Raw genomic sequence first — 26,206 nt, 5'->3', positions numbered from 1 at the left:
GCACGGAGGGATCGACATGCACGGGATCGACGGACGGACGATCGTGGTCACCGGGGCGGCATCCGGCATCGGCGCCGCGACCGTGACCGCGCTCGCCGGGGCGGGTGCGCGCGTGATCGCCGCCGACGTGGAGTGGCCGACCGAGCCGCCCGACGTGGGCGAGGTGGAGGCCGTGACGCTCGACGTGCGCCGCGAAGCGGACTGGGCGGCGCTGGCGCAGCGGCTCGCGAGCGCCGACGGCCGGATCGACGGTCTGGTCAACGCCGCCGGCATCACGCGCCGTGCGCGACTCGACGACGTCACCGCCGAGGACTTCGAGGCGGCCTTCGCCGTCAACGCCACGGGGCCCGCCCTCGGCATCCGCTTCCTCGCGCCGCTCATGGGGGACGGCGGCGCCATCGTCAACCTCGGCTCGGCCGCCGGCGCCATGGCGCACTATGGCATCGCCTACGGCGCCAGCAAGTGGGCGCTGCGGGGCATCACGAAGACGGCAGCGATGGAGCTCGGGCCGCGCGGCATCCGAGTCAACCTCGTGAGCCCGGGCTTCATCGAGACGCCGATGACCGCGAGCGCACCCGACGCCTTCCGCGCGGTGAACCTCGAGGCAACCCCGCTCGGCCGCACCGGGGGGCCCGAGGAGGTCGCGGCCGTCATCGTGCAACTCCTGTCGCCGGCCGCGTCGTTCGTGACCGGCGCGGAGATCGCCGTCGACGGTGGCCTCACCGGCCACGGCGGCGGCCTGCCGATCGCTCGTGCGATGGGCTCGACGCATCCACAGGACTGATGCACTCCATCATCGATCGAGCCTTCACTGATATCGCGGCACGCGCTTGACTGAGGGAGCGCACCCAACGACGCGCGCCCGAATGGAGAACCACCCGTGACATCGTCGTCCGACGGCCTGGCCGCACCCTTCGCCCTCGTCCGCTACCGCGCGGCCGGAGCCGAGCCCGCGCTCGGACTCGTCGCGGGGGAGCGAGTGCGGCCGATCGGCCCCGACGAGCTGGGCGCGCCCGACCTCAACGCGTTCCTCGCCGAGGCGCCTGCCGCGTGGGATCGCCTCGCCGCGGTCGCCGGGCGCGACGACGACGCCTGGCTCCCGCTCGCCGACGTGACGCTCACCGCGCCCGTCACGCCGCGCCAGGTGCTGCAGACCGGCGCGAACTACCGCACCCACGTGATCGACCTCGTCGCCGCGGGCCGGGCGAAGAACGACCCGCGCCCCATCGAGGAGCTGCGCGCCTGGGCCGCCGACATGATGGACCGCCGGGCCCGTGAGGGCACGCCCTACTTCTTCATCGGCCTGCCCGCGGCGGTCGTGGGCGACGACGTGCCGCTGAGCCTGCCGGGCTACAGCGACCAGCACGACTGGGAGCTCGAACTCGCCGTCGTGATCGGCAGGGAGGCCTTCCGCGTCGACCGCGAGCACGCCATGGAGCACGTCGCCGGCTACACGATCGTGAACGACGTCACCACCCGTGACCTCGTCTTCCGCGAGGACATGAAGGAGATCGGCACCGACTGGTATCGCGGCAAGAACGCCCCGGGCTTCCTGCCGACGGGACCGTTCCTCGTGCCCGCACCGTTCGTCGCCGACGCCGGCAACCTGCACCTCGAGCTCACCCTCAACGGCGACACGATGCAGGATGCCACCACCTCCGACCTGCTCTTCGACCTCCCCGCGCTCATCGCCGGCGCCTCGCAGAACATGCCGCTCCTGCCGGGCGACCTGCTGCTCACGGGCAGTCCTGCGGGCAACGGCATCGTGCACGGCCGGATGCTCCGCGACGGCGACGTGATGGTCGGGGCCATCGAGGGGCTCGGCCGCCAGACCGTGCGGGCGATCGCCGAGGAGGCGACGCGATGAGCACCACGCCGGCCGCGGCATCCGGAACCCGTCGCACGCCGACCGAGCGCCCCGACGAGCTCGACCGCACGGACCCCGCCCGGCACGTCGCCGAGGCCGCCGAGGCGTTCCGCAACTGGGGGCGCTGGGGCGACGACGACCGCCTCGGCACCCTGAACTTCATCGGCGACGGCGAGCGTGCCCGCGCGGCGACCCTCGTGCGCCGCGGCGCGAGCTTCTCGCTGTCGCAGCCGTTCGACATGAACGGCCCGCAGCAGGGCTGGCGCCGCCGCACGAACCCGGTGCACACCATGCTCGACACGGGCACGGATGCCGCGGCCGGCACCCAGGGCTTCCCGCACGGCATCGGGGGCGCCGACGACGTCGTCGCGATGCCGCTGCAGTGCTCGACCCAGTGGGACGGCTTGGGCCACATCTTCGACCGCGGCCTGGCCTGGAACGGCCGCCCGGCCGGATCCGTGGTCACGAGCGACGGCGACCTCGTCACGGGCATCGAGCACGCGGCATCCGCCATCGTGGGCCGCGGCGTGCTGCTCGACCTGGGCCGCTTCCTGCGGGCAGAGCCCGCCGACGACGACGCCGACGACGGGGCTGTCGGCGAGCTGCCCGACGGCTACGCCATCACGACCGCCGAGCTCGAGGCATGCATCGAGGCGCAGGGCGCGACGAGCGCGGTCGGCCGCGGCGACCTCGTGCTCGTGCGCACCGGCCGCTACGCCCGGGCGCTCCGCGAGGGCTGGAACGGCTACGCGGGCGGGCCGAGCGCGGGCCTGTCGTTCACGACCGCCGGCTGGCTGCACCGCACCGAGATCGCCGCGATCGCGACTGACACGTGGGGCTTCGAGGTGCGTCCGAACGAGTTCGACGACGCGTTCCAGCCGCTGCACCAGGTCGTCATCCCGAACCTGGGCCTGACCATCGGCGAGATGTGGGACCTCGAGGCGCTCGCCGCCGACTGCGCCGCCGACGGATGCTACGAGTTCCTGCTCGTCGCGCCGCCGCTGCCGATCACGGGTGCGGTGGGTTCGCCGGTGAACCCCATCGCCCTGAAGTAGACCCGAACGACGTAGACCAGAACCCCAACGAAGGGACCCCCCGATGTCCGCAGTCTCCCGTGTCGCCATCGTCGGCTCCGGCGTGGCCGGAGCCACCGCCGCCATCCTGCTCGCCGAGGGAGGCGTCGACGTCGACGTCTTCGAGCGGAAGCCCGACCTCTCCGCGCTCGGCTCGGGCATCACCCTCCAGGGCAACGCCCTGCGCGTGTTCGACCGGCTCGGGGTGTGGGACCAGGTGCGGGAGGCCGGCTACTCCTTCGACCAGACCGGCCTGCGCGCCCCCGGCCCCGACGCGCCCGTCATCGCGCAGATCCCCGACGCGCGGACCGGCGGCCCCGAGTACCCGGCGGTCGCGGGCATGTATCGCCCCGACCTCGCGCGGATCCTCGCCGACCGGGCCACCGAGCTCGGCGCCCGCATCCACTACGGCACCACGGTGGCGGCCTTCACGCAGGACGCCGACGGCGTCGACGTGACCCTCAGCGATGGGTCGACCGGTCGCTACGACCTGCTCATCGGCGCCGACGGCCTGCACTCCGACATCCGGAAGCAGCTCGGCGTCGAGGTCGAGCCCGAGCGCACCGGCATGGGCATCTGGCGCGCGTTCGTGCCACGCCCGAAGGACGTCACGCAGACCGACCTCTACTACGGCGGCCCGGTCTACATCGCGGGGTACTGCCCGACGAGCGAGGAGATGATGTACGCCTACCTCGTCGAGCCGGCCCAGGATCGGCACCTGCTCTCGCCCGAAGAGGGCGTGGACGTGATGAAGGAGCTGTCGCTGGCCTACGGCGGCCCGTGGAACGAGATCCGCGAGTCGCTCGACGACGCGTCCCGGGTGAACTACACATGGTTCACGAAGCACGTCGTGCCCGACGCGTGGAACCGCGGCCGCGTCGTGCTCATCGGCGAAGCGGCGCACAGCTGCCCGCCCACCATCGCGCAGGGTGCGGCCCAGGCGGCCGAGGACGCGCTCGTGCTCTCCGAGCTGCTGCTGGCCCGCGACGCGGTCGACCAGTCGCTCTGGGATGCCTTCCACGCGCGGCGCCTGCCGCGCGCGACCGAGGTCGTCGAGGCATCCGTGCAGCTCGGCCAGTGGCAGATCGACCATGTGCAGGACGCCGACGTGCCCGGCCTGATGCGCCGCATCGCGATGCTCGTGAGCGAGCCGGCATGAACGCCGCAGACCGCGTCGAGCCGATGCGCGCCGAGCCGATCGTCGACGTGCACGCCCACCTGCTGCTGCCCGCGCTGCAGCAGGCCGTCGCCGCGCGCGACGCCGAGGGCTTCGCCGCGGCGCAGGCCCTCGAGGCCCGCCGCAACGGACCCGAGAGCCTCGCCGCCTCCGGTCGCATGATCGGCGAGCGGATGCCGCTGCTGACGTCGCTCGACGCGCGTCTCGCCGAGATGGACCGGCAGGGCGTCGACGTGCAGGTCGTCTCTCCGTCGCCGTCGCACTACTATCCGTGGGCCGGCGAGGAGCTCGCGGTCTGGGCCGCCGCCGAGGCGAACCGCGCGATCGCCGAGCACGTGGCGGGCGCGCCCGACCGGCTGCTCGGGCTCGGACTCGTGCCGCTGCAGCATCCGCTGCGCATCGTCGACGCGCTCGACGACGCCGTGGTCGAGCGCGGGCTCGCGGGCGTCGAGCTCTCGTCGTTCGCGGGCGACGTGGAACTCTCGGACGAGCGGCTCGAGCCGCTCTGGGCCCGGGCCGAGGAGCTCGACGCGATCGTGTTCCTGCACCCGTTCGGCTGCAGCCTCGACGAGCGCCTCGACCGCTACTACCTCTCGAACACGGTCGGCCAGCCTGTCGAGAACGCGGTCGCGCTGTCGCACCTCATCTTCTCGGGCGTGCTCGACCGGCATCCGAACCTGCGACTCGTCGCGGCGCACGGCGGCGGCTACCTGCCGACGTTCCTCGGTCGCTCCGACCACGCGTGGTCGGTACGTCCAGAGGCGCACGGATGCCGCGACCTGCCGTCGTCGTACCTTCGTCGCCTGCGCTTCGACTCGCTCGTGCACACGCCGGGCGCCCTCCGCGCGCTGGTGGACGCCGCGGGTGCCGACCGGGTGCTGCTCGGCACGGACTACCCGTTCGATATGGGCGTCGACGACCCCATCGAGCGCGTCCGCGAGGCCCAGCTGCCCGAGGCCGACGAGCGCGCCATCCTGTCGGGCAACGCCGCCGAGCTGTTCGCCGCGGCGCTTCGCGGGCGGGCGATCGCGTGAGGATCGCACGCTGGCGCCACGACGGCGCCCTCGGTGAGGGATTCGTGCTCGGCGACGGCGTCGTGCCGTTCCCAGGCGGACTGACCGTGGCCGAGGTGCTCGCCGCCGGGCTCGCGGAGCTGCCCGCGCTGGCCGCGGAGGTCGACGCGGCGGCATCCGTGCCGCTCGCCGAGGTGGAGTTGCTCGCACCGCTCGTGCCCTCGAGCGTGCGCGACTTCGTGGCGTTCGAGGAGCACGTCGAGGGGGTGACCGCGTCGATCGACGGCGCGAGCCACGTGGTCGACGAGTGGTACGAGTTCCCGACGTTCTACTTCACGAACCCCCATTCGATCGTCGCGACCGGCGCCGAGGTGCGACCGCCGAGGACCGAGCGGCTCGACTTCGAGCTCGAGGTGGGCGCGGTGATCGGCGGCGTCGCGGGCTCCGACGGGCGCGACCTCTCACCGACCGACGCCGCCGGCCACATCTTCGGGTACACGATCTTCAACGACTGGTCGGCCCGCGACGTCCAGGCCCGCGAGATGAAGGTGCGCCTCGGGCCGGCGAAGGGCAAGGACTTCGCGACGACGCTCGGGCCCTGGATCGTCACCGCCGACGAGTTCGACGGACGCCTCGACGACGAGGGGTTCCTGCCGATCGGCATGGAGGTGCTCGTCAACGGCGAGCGGGTCGGCGTCGACCTGCTCTCGAACATGGGCTGGCCCTTCGGCGACCTGGTCGCCTACGCGTCGCGCGACTCGCGGGTCGTGCCCGGCGACGTGCTCGGCTCGGGCACCGCGGGCAACGGCGGATGCCTCGCCGAGCTCTGGGGCCGGGCGGGCGAGCTCACCCCGCCGCCGCTCGCCACGGGCGACGAGGTCGTCATGCGCGTGGAGGGCATCGGCGAGATCCGCAACACCATCGGAGCAGCCGTTCCGGTCCCCGACGTCCCTCCGGCTCGCCGGAGGCCACGGACGCGTCCCTGACGGACGCGTCACCCCCACCCCCACCCCAAGGAGATTCAATGACGAACTCATCGGTCCAGGCGCCCCGCGCCGCAGCAGCCCGGAAGGCGGGCATCTGGCAGGCGATCCTGCTGCTCGCCGGCAGTTGCCTGCCCGTGCTCGGCGCGGTGCTGATCACGCCGATCCTGCCGCAGCTCTCGGCGGTCTTCGGCGACCAGCCCGGCGCGGAGGTGCTCGTGCCGATGATCGTCGCGATCCCGGCGCTCATGATCGCGATCTTCGCGCCGTTCGCCGGGCAGATCGTCGACCGCCTGGGCCGCAAGCGCCTGCTCATCATCGCGATGGTGGCGTACGCGTTCGTCGGCACGGCGCCCGCGTACCTCGAGTCGCTGCAGCTCATCCTGCTCACCAGGGTCGGCGTCGGCATCACCGAGGCGGCGATCATGACCGTGTGCACCACGCTCATCGTCGACTACTTCCACGAGGAGCGGCAGCGCAACAGGTACCTCGGCCTGCAGACCGTGGCGACGACCCTGGCCGCGACCGTCTTCATCGTGCTCGGCGGCGCGCTCGGCGTCGGCGGCTGGCACACGCCGTTCTGGGTGTACGCGATCAGCCTCGTCATCGCCGTGCCGATGATCTTCCTGCTCTGGGAGCCGAGCCGGGCCGACACGACCGACGCGCACGTCGCCGCGGCGGGTCGCGTGCCGGTGCCGTGGCGCCACCTGCGCCTCCCGCTCGTCGTCGCGCTGTTCGGCGGGTTCACCTTCTACGTCATGCTCATCGAGACGAGCTACCTCCTCGTCGAGAACGGCGTGGACGCCGCCGACACCGCGACGATCGGCGCGGTCGCCGCGGGCGCGTCCCTCGTCACGGCGGCGGGCGCGTTCAGCTTCCCGCGCCTCGTGCGGCGCGGGCACCGGTTCGTGCTGCCCCTCGCCTTCGGCCTGCAGGCCCTCGGCATGCTCGTGATCTGGGCGGTCGGCGGTGTCGCCGGTGTGGTGATCGGTGCGATCATCGCGGGCTTCGGATCGGGCGTGCTGCTGCCCTCGATGCTCACGTGGGCGCTCGCCGGCGTGCGCTTCGAAGAACGGGGCCGCTCCACCGGCTGGTGGAACGCCGCGTTCTTCTTCGGGCAGTTCCTCACGCCGATCCTGGTCGGCGCGATCGTGGCGGCGCTCGGCGGCCTTCCCGTCGCCCTCGGCGTCGTCGGCGTCGCCTGCGCGCTCGTCGCGATCGCGCTCGGGTTCCGGCTGCGCCGGACGGCGCCGGTGGCCGCCCGGGCCGAGGAGTCCGTCGCCGCGTCCTGAGCACACGTGCGGTGCGGCATCCGGAACACGATCGTCCCGGATGCCGCCCGCTCACGCGGCTTCGATGCTCAGCTCGCTCGCGGCCTCGGCGGCGAGTGAGCGCAACCACTCGTGCTCGGGGTCGCGACGGTGCACCGGATGCCACCACATCGCGTTGTGGATGGGCGTCGCGTCGAACGGCGGGGCGTAGACCCGCACGCCCCCGACGTTGCGCGCGTAGTCGGCGAGGGCCGCCTGCACGAGCGCGAGCCGATCGGTGCCGGCGATGAACATCGGCAGGGCGAGGAAGCTCTCGACCACGGCCTCGACCCGCGGCTCGATGCCGAGCTGCTGGATCTGCCGGGTGGCCGAGGTGAACGCCGACCGCGACTGGTACGTGAAGACCCAGGGCTGCCTGGCGATGTCGTCGAGGGTGACGGCATCGCCGAGCGTCGGATGGTCGTCGGCCGCGATGATGACCCACGAATCGGTGAAGAGGTCGGTGTAGGGCAGGTCGGTGAGGAAGCCGTGCGGCATGAGGAGCCCGTCGGCGCCGCGCAGGCGGTTCACCGCGTCCTCGACGATCTGCTGGTTGTGCACCATGAACCGGAAGCGCACGCCGGGGGCCCGTGCCGCGGCGAGTGACGCGAGGCGTCGGCCGGTGGTGGCGAGGCTGTAGTCCGAGCCGTAGATCGCGAACTCGCGCGTCGACTGGCTCGGATCCCACTCCGCCTGGCTCTCGAAGACGCGTCGCGCGGCATCCAGCGCGGCAGCCGTGTGCTCGGACAGACGCGACGCGAGCGGGGTGAGCTCGTAGGAATTGCCGGTCCTCGCGAGGATGGGGTCGTTGAAGTGCGTGCGCAGCCGCGCGAGCGAGGCGCTCAGCGCCGGCTGGCTGAGGTGCAGCCGCTCGGCGGCGCGGGTGACGCTGCGTTCGGTGAGCAGGGCGTCGAGCGACACGAGGAGGTTGAGGTCGAGTCGGGAGAGTGGGGGGAGGTCGGACACGTCGTTGTGTTCCTTCGCTGGGGTCGGGGCCTCATTCTATCAGCGCGATCGATCCAGCTCCTAGGGCTATTGCGTGGATTGATGTGCTGGCGGCGCCCCCGTCGTCGCGTCGTCACGAGCGCCGGCTCCCGCGGCCAGTGCCGATCGCGCGAGCGCGAGGTGCCGCCGGGTCATGTCCGCGGGGTCGTCGAAGAGCCACTCGTGCCCGCCCCACTCGCTGCAGAGCGTGCCCGCGAAGTCGGAGCCGGCCAGCAGGGCCCCGAGGTCGCGGATCGGTGCGGACACCCGGAGGTCGGCGTCATCGAGGTCCCAGAACTTGAGGTGGAAGGCGCCCACGAGGGGCAGGATGCCGCGGAGGTCGGCCGCGCGCGACCGCCCGAAGCGCACGAGCAGGTTCATGTAGAGCGTGTGGATCGCCGGGGGGACCCCGCCAGACCGGAGCAGCCCGACGACCGCCCCGGTCGTCGCGGGGTCGCGCCACTCGTCGACGAGGCGTGCGAGCAGCTCCGGCGGAAGGCCCGCACGCGCGAGCTCGTCCAGGTACGTGGTCGGCAGGGCGGGCATCAGCATGCTGAGGTCCACGAGCAGCCGCAGGCCGGGGTCGTCGATGCCGGCGATGACGTCGATCGCCGCCGCGGTGGGTGCCGAGTCCGGTGCCTGCTGCCCCTGGATCTCCTCGTACAGCACGAGATCGAGCGCGTGCAGGGTGGGCAGGAGCCGCCGCAGGAGTGCCTCGCCAGCCTGCCCGATCGGCAGGCGCACGCCGGTGGCACCCACCCGATGGGCGGCGCGGAGCTGGGGGAGCAGGAACGCGAGTCGCTCCTCCTCCGAGCGCCGCTGGCGGGCGCCGGTCCAGTCGTCGAGGCTCGCCCCGACGATGCTGACGTTGCCGCCGGCCCCGTCGAGCACTCGGCGCAGCGCGTCCACCTCGGCGTCGGCGGAGACGGGGAACGACCGCCACAACTGGCCGGGCTCGAGTTCGATCGTGGTAGCGATGCCTCCGGTGACGATCCCCGCGGCGATGTCGGGTGCCGTGCGTTCGGCGCGGATCACCTCGGGCGTCCAGTTGAAGGCGCTCGCGGCCAAGGTCCAGGTGGGCGGAAGCGCGCCCGCGACGTCGACGTCGCTCGGTTCAGGCGACATCGCGGGACACCGACGGCGCGGAGGCGGGAGCGTCGAGTTCGAGTGCGCGCGCGACGTGGAAGGGCAGGGTGAGCGGGCCGTCCGGCGCGGTCTGGAGGTAGGGGATCACGAGGCGGAACGAGACGACGACGTCGTGGGTGCCGGGCCGCAGCATCCGCCAGCCGCGGAGCAGGAGGCGGTCCTGCAGGAACCACCATCCCCGTTCGCGCCCGAGTGCCGAAGGATCCAGCAGCCGTCCGTCGAGCGCCACGAGCACGGGGTCGACCCGCTCGCCGTCGATCGAGAGCTCGAGGCCGTCGACGCTGGCGACGGGAAGCGACCTGATCCAGGGGAGGCCGAGGCGCAGCGCGAACCCGTCGTCGGTGGAGGCGAGCGCGTCATCGCGCAGGGCGGCGAGGGTCATGGGCGCGCTCCTTCATGTCTCACTTGAGACAGAAAACTACACGCTTATGTCAGAAAACGAAAGAAGCGATCACGAGGCGACCATGACCTCGGTGATCGTCGGGCGTCCGTCGGCGAACCAACGGGGGAACGTGGCCTCGAAGAGCTGTTCGCGCACCATCTCCGCGCCACCGCGAAGCGGTTCCTTCTCGTCGCCGAGCGAGCGGACGATGCTGAGGTCGCGAGTCGCGAGGGGGAGTGAGAGCTCGTAGACCCGCTGTCGCACCTCCGCGAGGAAGACCTCGCCGGCCGACGAGACGGCGCCGCCCACGACGATCACGGCCGGATTGAACATGTTGACCAGTGCGGCGATGGACTCGCCGACGAGCCGTGCCGAACGCTGGATGAGCGAGATGGCGAGCGCGTCGCCGTCCATCGCGGTGACGGCGATCGCCTCGGGCGTGATGTCCGCGCCGCCCTCGACGTGACGGGCCAGGGCGCCCCCACTGCCCTCGCCGACGGCGAGCTCGGCGTCGCGAACGAGCGCCCAGCCGCCGGCCTCGGCCTCGAGGCATCCGACCTTGCCGCATCGGCACAGGGAGTCGGAGTCGCGCACCCGCACGTGCCCGATGTCTCCGGCCGCGCCGTTCGCGCCCCGGTGGATGCGCCCGCGGGAGAGCAGCCCGGCGCCGATGCCCGAGCCGACCTTGCAGAAGATGAGGTCGAGCGCCTCGTCGTCGCGGCGTGCGCGCTCGCTGAAGGCGAGCAGGTTCACGTCGTTGTCGACCCAGGTGGGCGCGTCGAAGCGCTGTTCGAACCGGCGGCGCACGTCGAAGCCGTTCCAGCCGGGCATGATCGGCGGAGCGACCGGGCGCCCGCTGTCGAAGTCCACCGGGCCCGGGATGCCGACCGCGACACCCCACACCGGGACGTCGGGGTGCTGCGCCAGGATCTCGTCGAGCATCTCGAGCGCCTTCTCGATGGTCTCGGCGGGGCCACGCGCGATGTCCCATTTCGTGTGGGCGTGGTCGACGATGTCGCCGTCGAGCGACGCGATGCCCACGCGGATGTGCAGGGCCCCGAGGGCGCAGACGACGATGCGCCCCTGCTCCGAGCGGAAGCGCAGCGTGCGGGGGGCGCGACCGCCCGACGACGGGCCGAACTCGCCGTCGGCGAGGAAGCCCATCTCGATGGCCTGGTCGACCCGCTGGGTGACGACGCCGCGGCCGAGCCCGGTCACCCGTCCGATCTCGGGACGCGTGGCCGCCTCTCCGGTGCGCACCAGGTTGACGATTCGAAGGAGGCTCGTGACCTCATCGGTCTGGGCGCCGAAGCGCAGGGTCGACTCGCGTGTCATGCACAGATTCTGACACAACACGGGCCGTGCAGCGGTGATTTCGGCACGACTATGGACAAAAGTGACACCCGCTTTTGTATAGTTATGACACAAGTTCGCTGAGCAGGGCGGGAGGACGGCGTATGCCGTGGGGCGTCGGCGTGATCGGGGCGGGTCCGGGGGTGGCGGCGTTGCACCTCCCGACACTGCAGCGGTTGAACGACCGGTTCACCGTCGTGCACCTCGCCGACCATGGCAGCGGCCGCGCCGCGGAACTCGCACATCGCGTAGGTGCGGCGTCGTCCACGGGGACCGAGGAGCTGCTCGCGGATGCCGCGGTCGAGGTGCTCGCGATCTGCAGCCCGCCGAGCGAGCACGCCGTGCAGATCCTCGAGGGAGTCGACGCCGGCATCCGGGCGATCCTCTGCGAGAAGCCGCTCGCGACCACGAAGGCGGAGGCGCGTGCCGTCGTCGACGCCTGCCGCGAGGCCGGGGTGAAGCTGCTCGTCGCGACGAACCACTTCCACGACGAGGCCTGGGATCGGGCGAAGCACCACCTCGTGGCGCTCGAGTCGGACGTGCGCACGATCTCGGCGACCGTCGCGCTTCCGCCCAACGGCCGGTTCCACGCCGCGGTCACCGAACCGGGTCCCGCCGGGCCTCCCGCCCGCGGCGGGCCCGACCTCGACGACCCGGCCGTCGCTGCCGACGTGGTGCGTCAGCTCGTGCTCGGGCTCGCCGTGCACGACCTCCCCGCGATCCGCGACCTCGCGCCCGACTTCGAGGCCGTCGACTTCGCGGCGGCCGTACCGCCGATCGGCTACACCGTGGCCTTCCGCGCCAGTGGCGTGCGGGTCCTGCTGACGGCGGTCATGCTGCCGGACGGACCCGACCCGATCTGGCGCCTCACGATCGGCACCGAGACCGACCGCGTCGACGTCGAGTTCCCGCCGTCATTCGTGCATGCGGGCAGCGCGACGGTGCGGGTCCGCGTCGGCGACCTCCGCACGACGACGTACCGGCGGGAGGACGAGGACGGCTACGTGCGCGAATGGCGGGCGCTCGCCGCGCTGCTCGACGGGAGCGCCACCATGGAGTACCACGAGGTGCTCGACGATGCGCTGTTCGCGATCGACCTCGCCGACGCTGCCGCGGCGGCGATCCGCGCGGGAGGCTCGTCGTGAGCGAGCGCGTCGGGATCCTCGCCGACCTGCCCGAGTACGTCGTGGCGGTCGCCGGCCTCCCGCGCAGCGCGGAGCGCGTCGGTCGCTCGGCCGGCGCGATCGTCGTCGTCGATGGCTCGGCCGAGTGGTGGGATGCCGCCGCGGGGGCCGTGGAGGCGGGGGCTGCGGCGGTGCTCGTGGCAGAACCTCGCGCGGTGCCGCTCGAGGAGGTCGGCGCCCTGGCCGACCGCGCCGCGGACCGGGGCGTGCCGATCGTCGTGCACCGGTCCTCCCTGCGGGCGGACCTGGTGGTCTTGGCCCTCGCGCAGCGGAGCGGTGTCGCGCCTCGCGTCACGGTCGCGGAGTGCCGTGCCACGGCCGACGCCCTTCCCGCGATGGTTCGGGACGCCGTCGGCTGGACGCGCTCGCTCGCGGGTGCCCCGCTCGTGGTGGGCGCCGCCGACAGTGGACGCGACGCCGGGACGGCGCTGCTGCGGGCCGACGACGACGGACGCGTCCTCGGCTCGGTGCTCGTCGGGGTGACGAGCCCGGAGGGAGCCGTGCTCCGCGTGCAGGCGCTCGGCGAGGCGACCACCGAGGTCGAGATCGATGCGCCGCTCGGGCACGTCGAGCTGGCCACGAGCACCGCCGCAGGGCGCCTGGTCGCGCCCGCGAGGCTCGAGTCCGGCGAACGCGCGTCGGTGCGTCGGGCCGTCGACATGGTGGCACGAGGCACGCGATGCCTGGAGCTCGACGAGTTGCTGGCGGACGCGCAAGCGGCGGAGGCCATCCTCGTTCCGTCGCGGCATCCGACCCGGCTTTAGTTGTTTTGCGACGAAAGATCGTCTAGAATCGACATGACGTCGGGATCCCCTCGGATCCGATCCTCACCGTGACGCTGCGGCGAGGGCACACAGGGTCGCGTCGACAGTCCGATCGTTCGGGCCATCCACGAATGTCGCTCTCACCGCTCCGGTTCCGGCTCCTCATCGCCTCCCTCCTGACCGTCTCGATCCTCGGCGCCCTCGATCACACGATCGTGGCCACGTCGCTCGCCACCATCGCCGGCGAGCTCGGCGCACTCGGCCAGATGGGCTGGGTCGTCGTCGGCTACACGCTCGCGAGCACCGTGCTCCTGCCCGTGCTGGGCAAGGTGGGCGACCTCGTCGGTCCGCGCCTCGTCTTCCTCGTCTCGCTCGTCGTGTTCCTCGTGGCGTCGCTCGCCTGCGGCTTCGCGCAGGACATGACGCAGCTCATCGTCGCCCGGGTCGCGCAGGGCATGAGCTCGGCCGGACTGCAGCTCATGTCGCAGACGATCGTCGCCCACGTGACGACGCCGCGCGAACGCCCGAAGATCCTCAGCATCATCGGCGCGGCCTTCCCGGTCGCGATCCTCGTCGGCCCGGTGCTCGGCGGGGCGATCACCGACTACTGGGGCTGGTCGTGGGTGTTCTGGATCAACATCCCGTTCGGCGTCGCGGCGTTCGCCCTCGCGGTCTTCGCGATCCCGCACATCGACCCCGGTCCTCGGCGGCGCTTCGACTTCGCCGGCGCGACCGGCTTCACCGTCGCCTTCGTCGCGCTCGTGCTCGCCGTCAGCTGGATCGGCGACCCTGCCGCGGCATCCGCTGCGCTGGTGGCCTTCGTCGTCGCGGCGATCGGCTTCGCCGCCTTCTTCGTGATCGAGCTGCGCGTGCCCGAGCCGATCGTGCCCCTGCGGTTCTTCGCCGATCGCACGATCGCGGCGGGCGTCGCACTCTCGGCCATCATCGGCGTCGGGCTGTTCTCCGTCACCGCGTACCTGCCGACGTACTTCCAGATGGCGTATCGCACCACCGCCACGGTGTCGGGGCTCGTGCCCATCGCCACGGTGTTCGGGATGCTCGTCTCCAACCTGGCGACCGGATGGCTCGTGAGCCGCACCGGCCATTACCGCGTCTACCCGATCGTCGGCACCGCCCTCGGCGCCGCAGGGCTGCTGACGATGGCGCTGCTGCCCGCCGGTGCCCCGCTCTGGGTGCCGATGGTCGTCATGGGCGTCGTCGGCATCGGCACCGGCTCCTTCATGAGCCTCGTCATCGCGGTCGTGCAGGGCGCCGTGCCGCGGAACGAGACGGGCACCATCACCGCGACCGTCAACCTCGTGCGCCAGATGGGATCGACCGTGGCGACGGCCGTCATCGGCGGGGTGATCGGCGTCGGCGTGGCCGCCGGGCTCCCGTCGATCCTCGACGCGTCGACGCTGACCCCGCAGGCCGTGCGGGCATCGTCGCCCGCCGTGCAGGAGCAGGTCGCGCACCTGTACGGCGACGTGCTCTCGCCCGTCTTCGCCGCCCTCGCGGTCGTCTACGCGCTCGGCATCGTCGCGGCGGTGCTCCTTCCGAAGGGGCAGCTGTCCGACGAGATCGAGCCCGCACCCGAAGCCGCATCCGAACCCCTCACCGCGTGAACCCCGAAGAGGAGCACCTCATGTCGCACCACCCCACCATCGCCGTCGTCGGCAGCGGGCCCATCGGCTCCGCCTACGCCCGCACGCTGCTCGAGGGCGTTCCGGATGCCAGGGTCGTCATGTTCGAGGCGGGCCCGCAGTTGACCGAGCGTCCCGGCGAGAGCGTGCGCAACATCGCGGACCCGACCGAGAAGGCCCGCGCGCGGGAGCGGTCGCAGGGTCCGCAGGCGGGGGAGTTCCGCGAGGCACTCGGCATCCCGGCCGGCACGGTCGTCGAGGGCATGTTCACCGCCCGGCAGGGCACCCACCTGCTCGACTTCGGCGGCGAGGGCTCGGCGCACGCGCCGACGTTCCCGGCGGCGGCCGGGGCCACGAACGTCGGCGGCCAGGGTGCGCACTGGACGTGCGCGATCCCGCGACCGGGGTTCAGCGAGAAGGTCCCGTTCATCGCCGACGACGAGTGGGAGGACCTCATCGCCACGGCCGAGGGCCTGCTGCACGCGCAGAGCTCGGCGTTCGCCGACTCGGCGGTCGGCGGCGGCATCCGCTCGCTGCTGGAGGAGGAGTTCGCCGGTGAGCTGCCCGACGGCTACGGCCCGGGCACGCTGCCCGTCGCGGGCGACCCGCAGCCCGACGGCACCATGCGCTGGGCGGGCGCCGACGTGGTGCTCGGCCCGCTCATCGAGCCGGGGCATCCGCTCGCCGAACGCTTCGAGCTGCGCGACCTCACGCTCGTGCGGCGGATCGAGCACGACGGCGACCTCGTCACCGGCGTCACCGTCGAGGACCTGCGCACCCACGAGACGTCCTTCGTGCCCGCCGACCTCGTGGTCGTGGCCGCCGACGCATTCCGCTCGCCCCAGCTGCTGTGGGCCTCGGGCATCCGCCCTCGGGCGCTCGGGCACTACCTCACGGAGCATCCGGTGGTCATCTCCACCGTCGCGCTCGATGCCGACCGGATCGGCCGGTTCGCGACCGAGGCGCAGCTCGACGAGGAGCTCGCCCGCCGCGCGGAGCACGCCGCCGACCCCGTCGCGGCCGTGAACCGCATCCCGTTCTCGGAGCCCGACCACCCGTTCTCGCTCCAGGTGATGTACTCCGAGACCACGCCGTTCCCGATGGCGCCGGATGCCCCGCACGCGCAGAACCGGTGGGGCTACGTGAACATGGGCTACGGCATGCGCAAACACCCCCGCTTCGAGGACGCGGTGACCTTCGACGACGGCGAGCTCGACTACCGCGGCTTCCCGAACATGACCATCACGTACGAGCTCACCCCGATGGAGCTCGCCGAGATCGACGCCGCCACCGAGCGGCTCCGACGCGCGGGGAACGCCCTCGGCACGTTCGTCGCCGAACCGCGCCTCATGCCGAACGGCTCGAGCCTGCACTACCAGGGCACCCTCCGCATGGGCGACGCCGACGACGGCACGTCGGTCGCCGACCCGTGGTCGCGCGTGTGGGGGTACGAGCACCTCGTCGTCGGCGGCAACGCCCTCATCCCCACCGCCACCGCGATGAACCCGACGCTCATGAGCGTCGCGATCGCCGTGCGTGGCGCGCGCAAGGCCGCCGAGCAGCTGCGCGCCGCGACGACCGCCGCGGCATCCGTCGCCCGCTGACCGCCGGGACAGCTCCCACGCCCGCCCAGCCACACCAGAGCAGAGAGGAAGCACCGATGCTTCTCGAGAGAGACCTGATCCAGTCCGTCGGATTCCGCAACGTCCACGAGGGCGGCCGCGTGACCGGGTTCCAGTTCCGGGTGCGCATGCCGTCGTACCGCGGGATGGCGGCGTCGCTCATCGACGGCATCGCGGTGCGCGTCGACGACCTCGTCGACGTGGGCCCCGACGTGCCGCGCTGGACGTTCGCCGGTCGCACCTACAGCCTGGCCGAGCTCTGGGACGTCGACGGCGTGCGCTGGCCGCTCGAGGAGGCGGCGATCGTCACGGTGCCCTTCGACGGCGGCCTCCCCGAGGGCGTGCACGAGGTGTCGATCGAGCTCCGGCTGCGCATGTCGTACATCCCCGAGGAGCACCAGCCGAGCACCTACCGCGAGACGCGCCACATCACGCTGTCGCCCGAGGCGGTCGGCGGTCCGTTCAAGTACGGCGTCTCGCTCTACAGCTTCATGACCGACTACGGCACCGTGCTCGACCTCGAGACCGCGCTCGGCGCCGTCGCCGACGTGGGCGCCACCGGGGTCGAGATCCTCGGCGAGGGCCACATCGCCGGCTATCCCGAGCCCACGACCGAGTGGATCGACCGGTGGTTCGCCCTGCTCGAGCAGTACTCGCTCGAGCCGACCAACTACGGCTCCTGGATCGACACCCGGCTGCACTCCAGTGGCCCGAACGCCCGCGCGCTCTCGGCCACCGAGGGCGCAGGGATGCTGCAGCGCGACCTGCGGCTCGCGAAGCGGCTCGGGTTCCGATTCGTGCGCCCGAAGATCGGCGTCGTCTCGGGCGACCTGGTGCCCGACCCGATCTGGACGGAGTCGGTCGAGCGATCGCTCGACCTCGCCCAGGAGCTCGACATCGTGATCTGCCCCGAGATCCACTCGCCGACGCCGATCAGGCACCCGGTGGTCGACGACTACATCGACCTCATCGAGCGCACCGGCACGAAGCACTTCGGGCTCCTGCTCGACACCGGGATCTTCCAGGACCGGCCCATTCCGCTGCGCCCGGGCGAGCTGCCCGGCCAGCGACCGGCGTTCCTCGACGGCATCGGCGTCGATCCGGCCGACATCGCCGACATCGCGAAGTACGTCGTGTTCATCCAGGCGAAGTTCCACGACATCGACGAGCGGCTCGAGGACCAGCAGATCCCCTGGGAGCCGGTGCTCCAGGCGCTGAAGGACGCGGGCTACACCGGCTACCTCTCGAGCGAGTACGAGGGGGAGCGGAGCCCCTGGCGCTCGATCGAGCAGGTGCGACGCCAGCACTCCCTCATCCGGCGCATCGCCGACGGGCTCGACTGAGCCGCGGCATCCGACGCACACCCACTCGCAGGAATCACAGACAGGACGAACCATGCCGAACGGACTCATCGACGACTCCAGCCTGCGCGCCCACCCCGATGGACTCGCGCTCGCACTGACCCTGCCTTGGTACCGCAGCCTCTGGCTGTCGTCCGTGAGCACGCTGCGGCTCACGATCGACCGCCAGCCCGTGGACGCCGAGGACCTCGCGTTCGAGCTCGACGGCGTGCGTTACGGGCTGGACGAGCTGCCTGAACAGCACGACGTGCTCTGGTACCTGCAGGCGCACCCGCTGCTCATCGTCTCCCGGCCGCAGCGCGTGACCCTCGGCGAGACCCACGCGGTCGAGGTGTTCGGCGAGCTGCGACTGCCGTACATGCAGATCGCGCCGGGCGTCGATGGCGGGCCGGGCATGTACGTGCCCAACATCGTGAAGCAGGCCATGACCCTGACGGTCACCGATGCGGATGCCGCGCCGCCGGCGCTCGTGGGAGACGTGCCGCCGGCGCCCGCGGCCACCGAGGAGGACCCGTTCAAGCTCGGGCTCACGCTCTACTCGGCGAGCGCCGAGTTCCGCGCCGGCTGGTTCGACTTCTCGGGGCTGCTCGATCGGGTGGCCGAGCTCGGCATCGGCCCTGGCATCGAGATCGTCGCCTCGCAGGTGCTGCCGACCTACCCGGTCGTGTCCGACGAGTTCGTGCGCACGTGGCGGGAGGCGTTCGACCGGCACGGGTTCGACGCGAGCTCGTTCGGCGCGAACCTCGACATGGGTCGCCGCCGCGACCGCGACATGACTCCCGACGAGGAGTTCGAGTTCAGCGAGACGCTGTTCCGGGGCGCGGCGAAGCTCGGCTTCCCGCTCGTGCGCATCCAGAGCGCGAAGCCCGAGCTGCTGCGCCGGCTCCTGCCGGTCGCGGAGGAGCTCGAGCTGAAGCTCGCCTACGAGATCCACGCGCCGATGGGGCCGAACGCGCCCGAGATCATGAAGGTGCGCGACGTCTACGCCGAGCTCGACTCCCCCTTGCTCGGGTTCGTCGCCGACTTCTCGGCCACGATGCACTCGATGTCGCCGACCCTGCTCCGCGCGGTCCGCCGAGCCGGCCTCGACGACGCCGCCGTGCAGACCATGCAGGACATCTGGGCGACGGATGCGCCGATGCGCCAGCGCCAGGAGGAGTTCATCGCCTACCTCCGCGGCCGCGACTTCGACCCCGGCCGGCTCGGCTCGTTCGCCCACCTCGCGTTCAACATGCACGGCCACGTCGACCCGCGCGAGTGGGCGGACATCATGCCGCAGATCCTGCACGTGCACGCGAAGTTCTACGACATCGACGAGCAGGGCCAGGAGCCGGCGATCGACTACCCCGAGCTCGTGCGCGTGTTCGTCGAGGGCGGCTACCGCGGCTACTGGTCGAGCGAATGGGAGGGCCACGCGTTCGCCGAGCTCGGCGAGGTGGACCCGCTCCTGCTCGTGCGCAGGCAGCACGACCTGATCCGTCGCAGCATGCGGGCGATGCGGCAGCCGGCATGAGCGAGACCGTGACCTCTGTCGAGGAGCTGCGCGCCGCGAATCGTGCCGTGGTCGAGGCGTTCTTCGCGTCGAACCTCGACCACCCCGACGAGCGGCTGGCCCTGTGGCATCCGGATGGCGTGAAGGAACTGCCGTTCGCTCCCGCGGGCCTGCCCAAGACCAGGTGGGAGGGCCGCGACGAGATCGTTGCGAACACCCGCAACAATTCGGGCATGTTCGCCGACTGCGTGCACCGCGACGTCGAAATCGTTGCGGCCGAGGACCCCGAGCTGTTCTTCGTGACGAGCCGGATGGTGCCCGAGGCGACGTTCCTCGGCGAGCCGTATCCGCAGTCGTTCATCCACGTCATCCGGGTGCGCGACGGCCGGGTCATCCTGCAGCAGGAGTACTTCAACAGCGAGATCCTCGCCGAGGCCGAGCGCGCCGCACGCGCCAAGGGCAGAAGCCCGCTGCAGTAGGCGGCGAGCACCGAAGGAGTTCCGATGGACGAGACCCTGGCCTCCGAGGCGAGCGCCGATACCGCGGACGACTTCGACTTCCGTCGCATGACCGTCCCCGACGCCATCCGCTGGCTCACCGAGCACGGCGAACCCGCGGACCGGCGAACCGACGTCGACACCGCGTCCCTCGTGCGGCGGTTCCCGCACCTCGCCGACGTCGAGACCGAGGACCGCCGTGTGGACGGGCCGCACGGCCCGGTGCCGATCCGCACCTTCCGCGACGCGACCGCCACGCCGAGCGGCCGCGCGTTCGTCTGGGTGCACGGCGGGGGGTTCATCGGCGGGCACCTCGACATGCCGGAGTCGAACTGGGTCGCGCGTGAGCTCGCGGCCCGCGGCATCCCGGTCGTCTCGGTCGACTACGCGAAGTGCCTCGGCGACGTGCACTTCCCGGTCCCGTCGGATGACGTGCTCGCCGCGTGGCGGTTCATCGCGGATGCCGCGACCGACCTCACCGGCGCGACGTCCGAGTCGCTCGTGCTCGGCGGCGCCAGCGCGGGCGGGGCGCTCGCGGCGGGCGCCGTGACGCGGCTGCGCGACGCGGGGGAGCCGCTGCCCGCCGGGGTCGTGCTCGTCTACCCGGTCCTGCACCCGAACTGGACCGAGGGCTCGGAGTCCATCGACCTCGCGTCACCGACCGGCCAGCTCACGTTGAACTACGCAGGGAACGAGGCGGCGCTCGCCGATCCGCACGCGTTCGCCGGCCTCGGCGACGGCCGCGGCTTCCCACCGACGTTGATCGTGGTGTGCGAGCTCGACGAGCTGCGGCCGTCGGGTGAGCGCTTCGCCGGGACCCTGACGACGGCAGGCGTCGACGTCGAGCTCCACGTCGAAGCGGGCGCCGAGCACGGCCACATCGACCACCCCGGCGATGCCGGCGCCCTGCACACCCTGAAGACGATCGAAGACTGGATCCTCGAGCGATGACCGACCACGACGGGGCGATGACCTTCACGAACCCGGTGCTCGCCGGCGACCGCCCCGACCCGGCCGTCATCCGCGTGGGCGACGAGTACTGGATGACGTACTCGTCGTTCCAGGCCGCGCCTGGACTGCCGCTGTACCGCTCGACCGACCTCGTGAACTGGACGTACGAGGGCTCGGCCCTGCCGCTGCCGCTCGGCAACACGTTCGCGGTCGACATCGCCGAGCACGACGGGCGCTTCTTCATCTACATCCCGTTCATCCCGACGCCCTGGTCCGAGCTGACGGAGCCGTCGATCTTCGTGATCCACGCGCCGTCGATGCGCGGTCCGTGGTCGGAGCCGATCGACCTCGGCATCCGCGGCGCGATCGATCCCGGCCACGTCGTCGGCGAGGACGGGAGGCGATACCTGTTCGTCAGCGGCATCCGACGTATCGGGCTGGCCGACGACGGACTCTCGACCGTCGGCGAGCTCGAGCCGGTGTACGACGGATGGCGGTACCCCGACGAGTGGGTCACCGAGGCGTACGCCCTCGAGGGGCCGAAGCTGTTCCGGCGCGGGGAGTGGTGCTACCTGGTCAGCGCGGTGGGCGGCACCGCCGGTCCGCCGACCGGGCACATGGTCATCGTCGCCCGCTCCCGCTCGGTGCACGGCCCGTGGGAGAACCATCCCGGCAACCCGATCGCCCGCACCACGGGCGCCGCGGAGCGCTGGTGGTCGCGCGGGCACGCCACGATCCTGCGGGGGCCGGCGGATGCCTGGTGGATGCTCTCGCACGGGTACGAGCACGGCTTCCGCACCCTCGGTCGCCAGGTGCTGCTCGAGCCGATCGACTGGACTGACGACGGATGGCCCGTGGCGGTCACCGACGACCTCGGTGCGACCCAGGCAGCGCCGGCGGATGCCGCGCCGCAGGGCGTGGCGGCGAGCTTCGAGGAGCATGCCGGCGCGTTCCGGCTCGGTGAGCGGTGGACCTTCCATGCGCCGTCCCCCGGCGAGGCCGAGCGGCTGCGGGTCGACCACGGGCTCGTGCTCCGCGCGCGGGGTGACGGACCCGCGGGCACGTCGCCGCTCTGCCTCGTGACCGGCGACCACTCGTACGAGATCGAGGTCGACGTCGAGCTCCTCGGCCAGCGCGCCGAGGCCGGGCTGCTGCTCTTCTTCAACCATCGGCTGTTCTGCGGCATGGGCATCGACGGCGACCGCATGGTGAGCTACTCCGGCGGGCTCCGCACGCACTGGCGCGAGCCGGCCCCGGCGGCCCGCCGGATGGCGCTGCGCATCCGCAACGACGAGCACATCGTCACGTCCTGGTACCGGTTGCCAGGCGAGGAGTGGGTGCGGCACGCCATCCGTTACGAGACCTCTGGGTACCACGCCAACACGGTGGGCGACCTGCAGAGCCTCCGGCCCGCGATCTACGCGAGCGGCGACGGAGACGTGCGCTTCCGCGACCTGCGCTACCGCCCCCTCGCCTGAGGTCGGTCAGGGCGCGCGCTGCAGCAGCCGGATCCGCGCAGCCCCGACCGCGTGGGTCGGCAGGATGCTCAGCCGCTCGTCGCCGTTGATGAACCGGCCCGGGGTGACGGCGCCTCCCTCCAGCAGGAGTTCCTGCACCGAGTCGATCTCGACGACCGCGCCCTCGATGGCGAAGTCCATCGTGACGCCCTGCCCGACGACGATGAACGAGTCGGGAGCCGCTGCGATCAGCAGCCCGAAGGGTCGGTGGTCGGCAGGGGCCGGCACCGGAGCCGTCGGCAACGTCTCGTCGGGTAGGGACAGCTCCGGTGCGGGGGCCTGCACTCCCGCGTCGAGCAGCATTCGCTGGAGCAAAGCCAGCGTGCCGCGCGCCGTGACCTCGAGGGGGCCCCGGGTGCCGACGGGAGCGGACTCCTGGCCGGGTTCGAGGATGACGGCCGCGAGGGCGCCCCGGCCGCCCGCCGCGGTGATCTCGGACTCGAGTGCGGTCAGGTACGCGAGCGCCGCGGCGACCTGCCCGTCGGGATTGGCCCGGTCGATGCCGAAGGCCGACCATCCGATCGCGCCGTAGGCGCCGATGGCCCGTACCAGCTCGCCGGCTCGCGGCCGGCTCTCGGGGATGAACAGCGGCTGATCCGCCGACGCGTACGTCCGCATCGCGCTGTCCGCGTCGTCGACGTACAGGTCGGGACCCACGAGCTCGAGCGAGGGCGCCCCCGAACGCCAGACCTCGATGACCGGCGCGGCCGGCCCGCCGCTCGGGTACTGCCCGGGATGATCCTGGCCGGGCTGTGGGCCGAGCCACGCATTGGCGTACATCGGCACCCGCTTGACCGCTCGGCCTCGCCGGGCGAGGTGCTCCACGTAGCTGGAGAACGCCCAGGCCATGAACACCTCGTCGGCGCGCGCGTCGTCGCCGAACACCTCCGGCCACGAACCCGCGCGAATCTGGCCGCGCTCACGCCAGAGGTCGTGTACGGCCGAGGAACCGCCCGAGCCGAGACGGTCGAGCAGCTCTGCGGGCACGGCGGCGTTCCAGACCCGCTCGGCGAGCGGACCGCGGTCGCGGCTGTCGGAGAGCAGGCCGGACTCGTTCTCGACCTGGACCATCGCCACGGTGTCCTCGGCGTCCGCGACCGCCAGATGCCGCATGAGGGTCTCGAACGCGGCGGCGTCGGCATCGCGGAGCCCAGTGCTGAAGACCGAGAGCACCGGCTTCGCCGTCGCGCCCGGATACGTGAACGCCGTCCGTCGGCGCGCGTCGACCACCGCACGCGGGAACCGCCCCGCGTCGGCGCGAACCCACGTCGGGGCGTAGGTCGACGCGGCGTTCTTGAACGCGCCGAACCAGAGCAGGACGAGCCTGAGCCCGTTCGCGCGCGCCGCTTCGAGCATCGCGTCGACGAGCGTGAGGTCGAAGGTCCCCTCCTCGGGCTCCAGGAGTGCCCAGCTCACCGGCGCCAGCACGGTGTTGCCGTTCATCCGGCGAACGTGCGCGAACGACTCGGCGATCGACCGCCGCGAGGACGAGGACGAGTTGTGCACCTGTCCACCGAGCAGCAGCGCGGGCCGTCCATCGTGGAGCAGCCGGAACCCGCGGTCCCGCTCGATCGACCAGCGGCTCGGCGCCGTCGCCGTCGTCGTGTCTGTCATCGTGGGTCTCCTTCGCGGCCGGTGTTCATGGTGGGTGGATCGCTGACGCGGAACTCGAACGACTGCGTGCGCTCCAGGGTGGAGCCGACGTGGAGACGGAAGACCCCCGGTTCGACGATAAAGCGGGCGGCCGCGGCATCCGTCGACCAGAAGCCCAGCTCGCGCGCGCCGAGCTCGAACGAGACCGTGACCGTGCCGCCGGCCTCGATGGTGCGTCGCTCGAACCCGACCAGCCGGCGCACCGGAGGGGCGACGCTCGCCACCACGTCCTCCAGGTAGGCCTGGACCACCTCGTCACCGGATCGGTCGGATGTGTTCGTCACGTCCAGGGCGACGCTGAGCACCTCGCCCCGTTCGAGTGCGTCGAGGGGAAGCTCAACACGCGAGAGACGCGGTGCCGAGTGCGAGAAGGTGGCGTACCCCGACCCGTGCCCGAACGCGAACTGCGGCCCGAGCTCGAGGTCGAGGTACTTCGAGGTGTACTTCTCGTGCACGTTGTCGGGGCCGTGCAGCCCGATGTCGACGGATGCCTCGGTCAGCGAGCCGCCGACCGTCGCCGGCCGGCCGGTACGTTCGTGGGCGTAGTGGATCGGGACCTGCCCGACCGATCGCGGGAACGACATCGGCAGCCGGCCTGCGGGCTCGGCGTCGCCGAGCAGCACGTCGACGATCGCGGCGGCTGCCTCCGTGCCGCCGTGCCACGCCTCGAGCACGGTGGGCGCCACGTCGATCCAGTCGGCCACGACGAGCGGGCGGCCGTTCGCCAGCACCACGACGAACGGCGTGCCCGACGCGGCGACCTGCCGGATGAGCTCCTCCTGGCGCCCGGGCAGTCGCAGGTCGCTGCGCGACGCCGCCTCGCCCGAGAGCGAGCTCGGCTCGCCCACGCACACCAGCACGAGGTCGCTCTCGCGGGCGGCCGCGACGACGGCGGGAAGCTGCGAGACGTCGTCGTCGAGGAAGCCGACGCCGGGCAGGACCCGGAGCTCGGCTCGCGGCATCCGCTCGCGCAGGGCATCGGCGATGCGGCCCGCGGGCGCGGCGAACGACTGCGTCCACGCCCCGAGGTGATCGGTCGACTCCGCGTACGGGCCCGTCACCAGCACGCGCCGTGAATCGCGGAGCGGCAGCGTGCCGTCGTTCTTCAGGAGCACCATCGAGCGGGCAGCGGCGGCGCGCACCAGTTGCCGGCTCTCGACCGTGGGCTCGATCCGCTCGTCGGCCTCGGTCACGTAGGGCTCGTCGAAGAGCCCGAGCGACTCCTTCAGGGCGAGCACCCGGGCCACGGCATCGTCGACACGTTCGGGATCGAGCAGGCCGGGGGCCAGCTCCTCCTGCGCCAGATCGGACGGCGCGCCGCCCATCTCGACGTCGAGGCCGGCGCTCCAGGCGATCCGCACGGCGTCCGCGAGGTCGGCGGCGACGCCGTGGGGGATGAGGTTCCGCACGCCCTCGGCATCGCCGACGACGATCCCCTCGAACCCCCACTCCGCCTTCAGCACGTCGGTCAGCAGGCGCCGGTTGGCGTGCATCGGTCGGCCGGCGACCGTGTTGAACGAGGCCATGACGGATGCCGCGCCCTCGGCCACCGCGGCGCGGAACGGCTCGAGATGCACGTTCCGCAGGCGGTGCTCCGAGACATCCACGGTGTCGTAGTCCCGGCCGCCCTCGGGTTGCCCGTAGGCGACGAAGTGCTTGGCGGTCGCGGCGATGGCATCGGATGCCGCGAGCGACGCGCCCTGGTAGCCGCGCACCATCGCGCGGCCGAGCTCGGCGGTGAGGTGCACGTCCTCGCCGAAGCCCTCGACCACGCGGCCCCACCTCGGATCGCGGGACACGTCGACCATCGGCGAGAACGTCCACGTCACCCCGGCGGAGCGCGCCTCGGCGGCCGCGAGGCGGGCGAGATCCTCCACCAGCCGTGGATCGAAGCTCGCCGCCTGCGCGAGGGGCACCGGCGCGATCGTGCGGTGCCCGTGGATGACGTCGAGCCCGACCAGCACGGGGATGCCGAGCCGGGTCTCCTCGACCGCGATACGCTGCAGGGCATTCGTCGCGGCCGCCGTGCGCGGCCAGAACACCGAGCCGATGCCGTCGCGCACGAGCTGCGCCGCTGCGGCCTGCTGCGGTCGGAACACGATCTGCAGCTGGCCGAGCTTCTCGGCCCAGGTGAGCTCATCGAGGAGCATCCGGATGCGGCGGGTCGGCGTCATGTGGCGGTGGTCCTTCGTGGTCGGGGCGGGAATGCGGCTGCCGCCCGGGGCGCGAAGCTC

At 72.2% G+C, this 26,206-nt stretch carries 22 protein-coding genes; 16 read left to right on the top strand and 6 right to left on the bottom strand.

The window, feature by feature from the left end; translation table 11 throughout:
- Positions 1-16 precede the first annotated feature (16 nt).
- From AC1DZA_RS07635 to AC1DZA_RS07605, 7 genes are all read left to right on the top strand, one after another.
- Positions 17-784 carry an SDR family NAD(P)-dependent oxidoreductase gene (locus tag AC1DZA_RS07635; RefSeq protein WP_476772282.1) on the top strand — a complete coding sequence of 256 codons (768 nt, stop codon included), beginning with the start codon at positions 17-19 and terminating at the stop codon, positions 782-784.
- A gap of 96 nt (positions 785-880) precedes the next feature.
- On the top strand, positions 881-1,867 hold the full coding sequence (locus tag AC1DZA_RS07630) for a fumarylacetoacetate hydrolase family protein (RefSeq protein ID WP_476772281.1): 987 nt from the start codon (positions 881-883) through the stop codon (positions 1,865-1,867).
- Positions 1,864-2,922 carry a cyclase family protein gene (locus AC1DZA_RS07625; RefSeq protein ID WP_476772280.1) on the top strand — a complete coding sequence of 353 codons (1,059 nt, stop codon included), beginning with the start codon at positions 1,864-1,866 and terminating at the stop codon, positions 2,920-2,922. The genes AC1DZA_RS07630 and AC1DZA_RS07625 overlap by 4 nt, the downstream gene beginning before the upstream one ends.
- A 43-nt stretch (positions 2,923-2,965) precedes the next feature.
- A complete protein-coding gene (locus AC1DZA_RS07620; RefSeq protein ID WP_476772279.1) occupies positions 2,966-4,099 on the top strand; it encodes an FAD-dependent oxidoreductase in 1,134 nt (377 codons plus the stop codon).
- Positions 4,096-5,151, top strand: a complete 1,056-nt coding sequence (locus AC1DZA_RS07615; protein ID WP_476772278.1) for an amidohydrolase family protein — start codon at positions 4,096-4,098, stop codon at positions 5,149-5,151. The genes AC1DZA_RS07620 and AC1DZA_RS07615 overlap by 4 nt, the downstream gene beginning before the upstream one ends.
- Positions 5,148-6,116 (top strand): fumarylacetoacetate hydrolase family protein, encoded by a 969-nt coding sequence (locus AC1DZA_RS07610; protein WP_476772277.1) that lies wholly within the window; start codon positions 5,148-5,150, stop codon positions 6,114-6,116. Before AC1DZA_RS07615 ends, AC1DZA_RS07610 begins: the two co-directional genes overlap by 4 nt.
- Before the next feature lie 38 nt (positions 6,117-6,154).
- Positions 6,155-7,405 (top strand): MFS transporter, encoded by a 1,251-nt coding sequence (locus tag AC1DZA_RS07605; protein WP_476772276.1) that lies wholly within the window; start codon positions 6,155-6,157, stop codon positions 7,403-7,405.
- 51 nt (positions 7,406-7,456) lie between these two features.
- Here AC1DZA_RS07605 and AC1DZA_RS07600 read toward each other — a convergent pair whose 3' ends face one another.
- The 4 genes from AC1DZA_RS07600 to AC1DZA_RS07585 all read right to left on the bottom strand — a co-directional run bounded on the left by AC1DZA_RS07600 (position 7,457) and on the right by AC1DZA_RS07585 (position 11,270).
- Positions 7,457-8,389, bottom strand: coding sequence for a LysR family transcriptional regulator (locus tag AC1DZA_RS07600; RefSeq protein WP_476772275.1), 933 nt, complete (start codon positions 8,387-8,389; stop codon positions 7,457-7,459).
- A 66-nt stretch (positions 8,390-8,455) separates the two neighbouring features.
- Positions 8,456-9,532 (bottom strand): apurinic/apyrimidinic endonuclease family protein, encoded by a 1,077-nt coding sequence (locus AC1DZA_RS07595; RefSeq protein ID WP_476772274.1) that lies wholly within the window; start codon positions 9,530-9,532, stop codon positions 8,456-8,458.
- A complete protein-coding gene (locus AC1DZA_RS07590) occupies positions 9,522-9,935 on the bottom strand; it encodes a hypothetical protein (RefSeq protein ID WP_476772273.1) in 414 nt (137 codons plus the stop codon). The genes AC1DZA_RS07595 and AC1DZA_RS07590 overlap by 11 nt, the downstream gene beginning before the upstream one ends.
- Before the next feature lie 69 nt (positions 9,936-10,004).
- Positions 10,005-11,270, bottom strand: a complete 1,266-nt coding sequence (locus tag AC1DZA_RS07585) for an ROK family protein (RefSeq protein WP_476762519.1) — start codon at positions 11,268-11,270, stop codon at positions 10,005-10,007.
- A gap of 122 nt (positions 11,271-11,392) precedes the next feature.
- Between AC1DZA_RS07585 and AC1DZA_RS07580 the strand changes: the two genes are divergently transcribed.
- The 9 genes from AC1DZA_RS07580 (at position 11,393) to AC1DZA_RS07540 (ending at position 22,280) form a co-directional block, all read left to right on the top strand.
- Positions 11,393-12,433, top strand: a complete 1,041-nt coding sequence (locus tag AC1DZA_RS07580; protein ID WP_476772272.1) for a Gfo/Idh/MocA family protein — start codon at positions 11,393-11,395, stop codon at positions 12,431-12,433.
- Positions 12,430-13,236 (top strand): hypothetical protein, encoded by an 807-nt coding sequence (locus AC1DZA_RS07575; RefSeq protein WP_476772271.1) that lies wholly within the window; start codon positions 12,430-12,432, stop codon positions 13,234-13,236. Before AC1DZA_RS07580 ends, AC1DZA_RS07575 begins: the two co-directional genes overlap by 4 nt.
- A 131-nt stretch (positions 13,237-13,367) precedes the next feature.
- Positions 13,368-14,861: an MFS transporter gene (locus AC1DZA_RS07570; protein WP_476772270.1), complete on the top strand. Its 1,494-nt coding sequence runs from the start codon at positions 13,368-13,370 to the stop codon at positions 14,859-14,861.
- A 20-nt stretch (positions 14,862-14,881) separates the two neighbouring features.
- Entirely contained in the window at positions 14,882-16,483 is a 1,602-nt protein-coding gene (locus AC1DZA_RS07565) for a GMC oxidoreductase (RefSeq protein ID WP_476772269.1), read from the top strand.
- Positions 16,484-16,539: 56 nt separating this feature from the next.
- On the top strand, positions 16,540-17,844 hold the full coding sequence (locus AC1DZA_RS07560) for a C-glycoside deglycosidase beta subunit domain-containing protein (RefSeq protein WP_476772268.1): 1,305 nt from the start codon (positions 16,540-16,542) through the stop codon (positions 17,842-17,844).
- Positions 17,845-17,896: 52 nt separating this feature from the next.
- Complete coding sequence (locus AC1DZA_RS07555; protein ID WP_476772267.1) at positions 17,897-19,375, top strand: C-glycoside deglycosidase beta subunit domain-containing protein; 1,479 nt, start codon at positions 17,897-17,899, stop codon at positions 19,373-19,375.
- A complete protein-coding gene (locus AC1DZA_RS07550) occupies positions 19,372-19,833 on the top strand; it encodes a nuclear transport factor 2 family protein (protein WP_476772266.1) in 462 nt (153 codons plus the stop codon). Before AC1DZA_RS07555 ends, AC1DZA_RS07550 begins: the two co-directional genes overlap by 4 nt.
- Positions 19,834-19,857: 24 nt before the next feature.
- Positions 19,858-20,802, top strand: a complete 945-nt coding sequence (locus AC1DZA_RS07545) for an alpha/beta hydrolase (RefSeq protein ID WP_476772265.1) — start codon at positions 19,858-19,860, stop codon at positions 20,800-20,802.
- Positions 20,799-22,280, top strand: coding sequence for a family 43 glycosylhydrolase (locus AC1DZA_RS07540; protein WP_476772264.1), 1,482 nt, complete (start codon positions 20,799-20,801; stop codon positions 22,278-22,280). Before AC1DZA_RS07545 ends, AC1DZA_RS07540 begins: the two co-directional genes overlap by 4 nt.
- Before the next feature lie 6 nt (positions 22,281-22,286).
- Here the strand turns inward: AC1DZA_RS07540 and AC1DZA_RS07535 are convergent, their stop codons facing one another.
- Both AC1DZA_RS07535 and AC1DZA_RS07530 read right to left on the bottom strand, forming a co-directional pair.
- On the bottom strand, positions 22,287-23,933 hold the full coding sequence (locus AC1DZA_RS07535) for a DUF5597 domain-containing protein (RefSeq protein WP_476772263.1): 1,647 nt from the start codon (positions 23,931-23,933) through the stop codon (positions 22,287-22,289).
- On the bottom strand, positions 23,930-26,146 hold the full coding sequence (locus AC1DZA_RS07530; protein WP_476772262.1) for a glycoside hydrolase family 3 N-terminal domain-containing protein: 2,217 nt from the start codon (positions 26,144-26,146) through the stop codon (positions 23,930-23,932). The genes AC1DZA_RS07535 and AC1DZA_RS07530 overlap by 4 nt, the downstream gene beginning before the upstream one ends.
- Between the last annotated feature and the right edge of the window lie 60 nt (positions 26,147-26,206).

Source organism: Agromyces sp. P2_B3 (assembly GCF_056404815.1).
The sequence above is the reverse complement of the archived record's forward strand: the minus strand, read 5'-3'. Positions and strand labels throughout refer to the sequence as shown.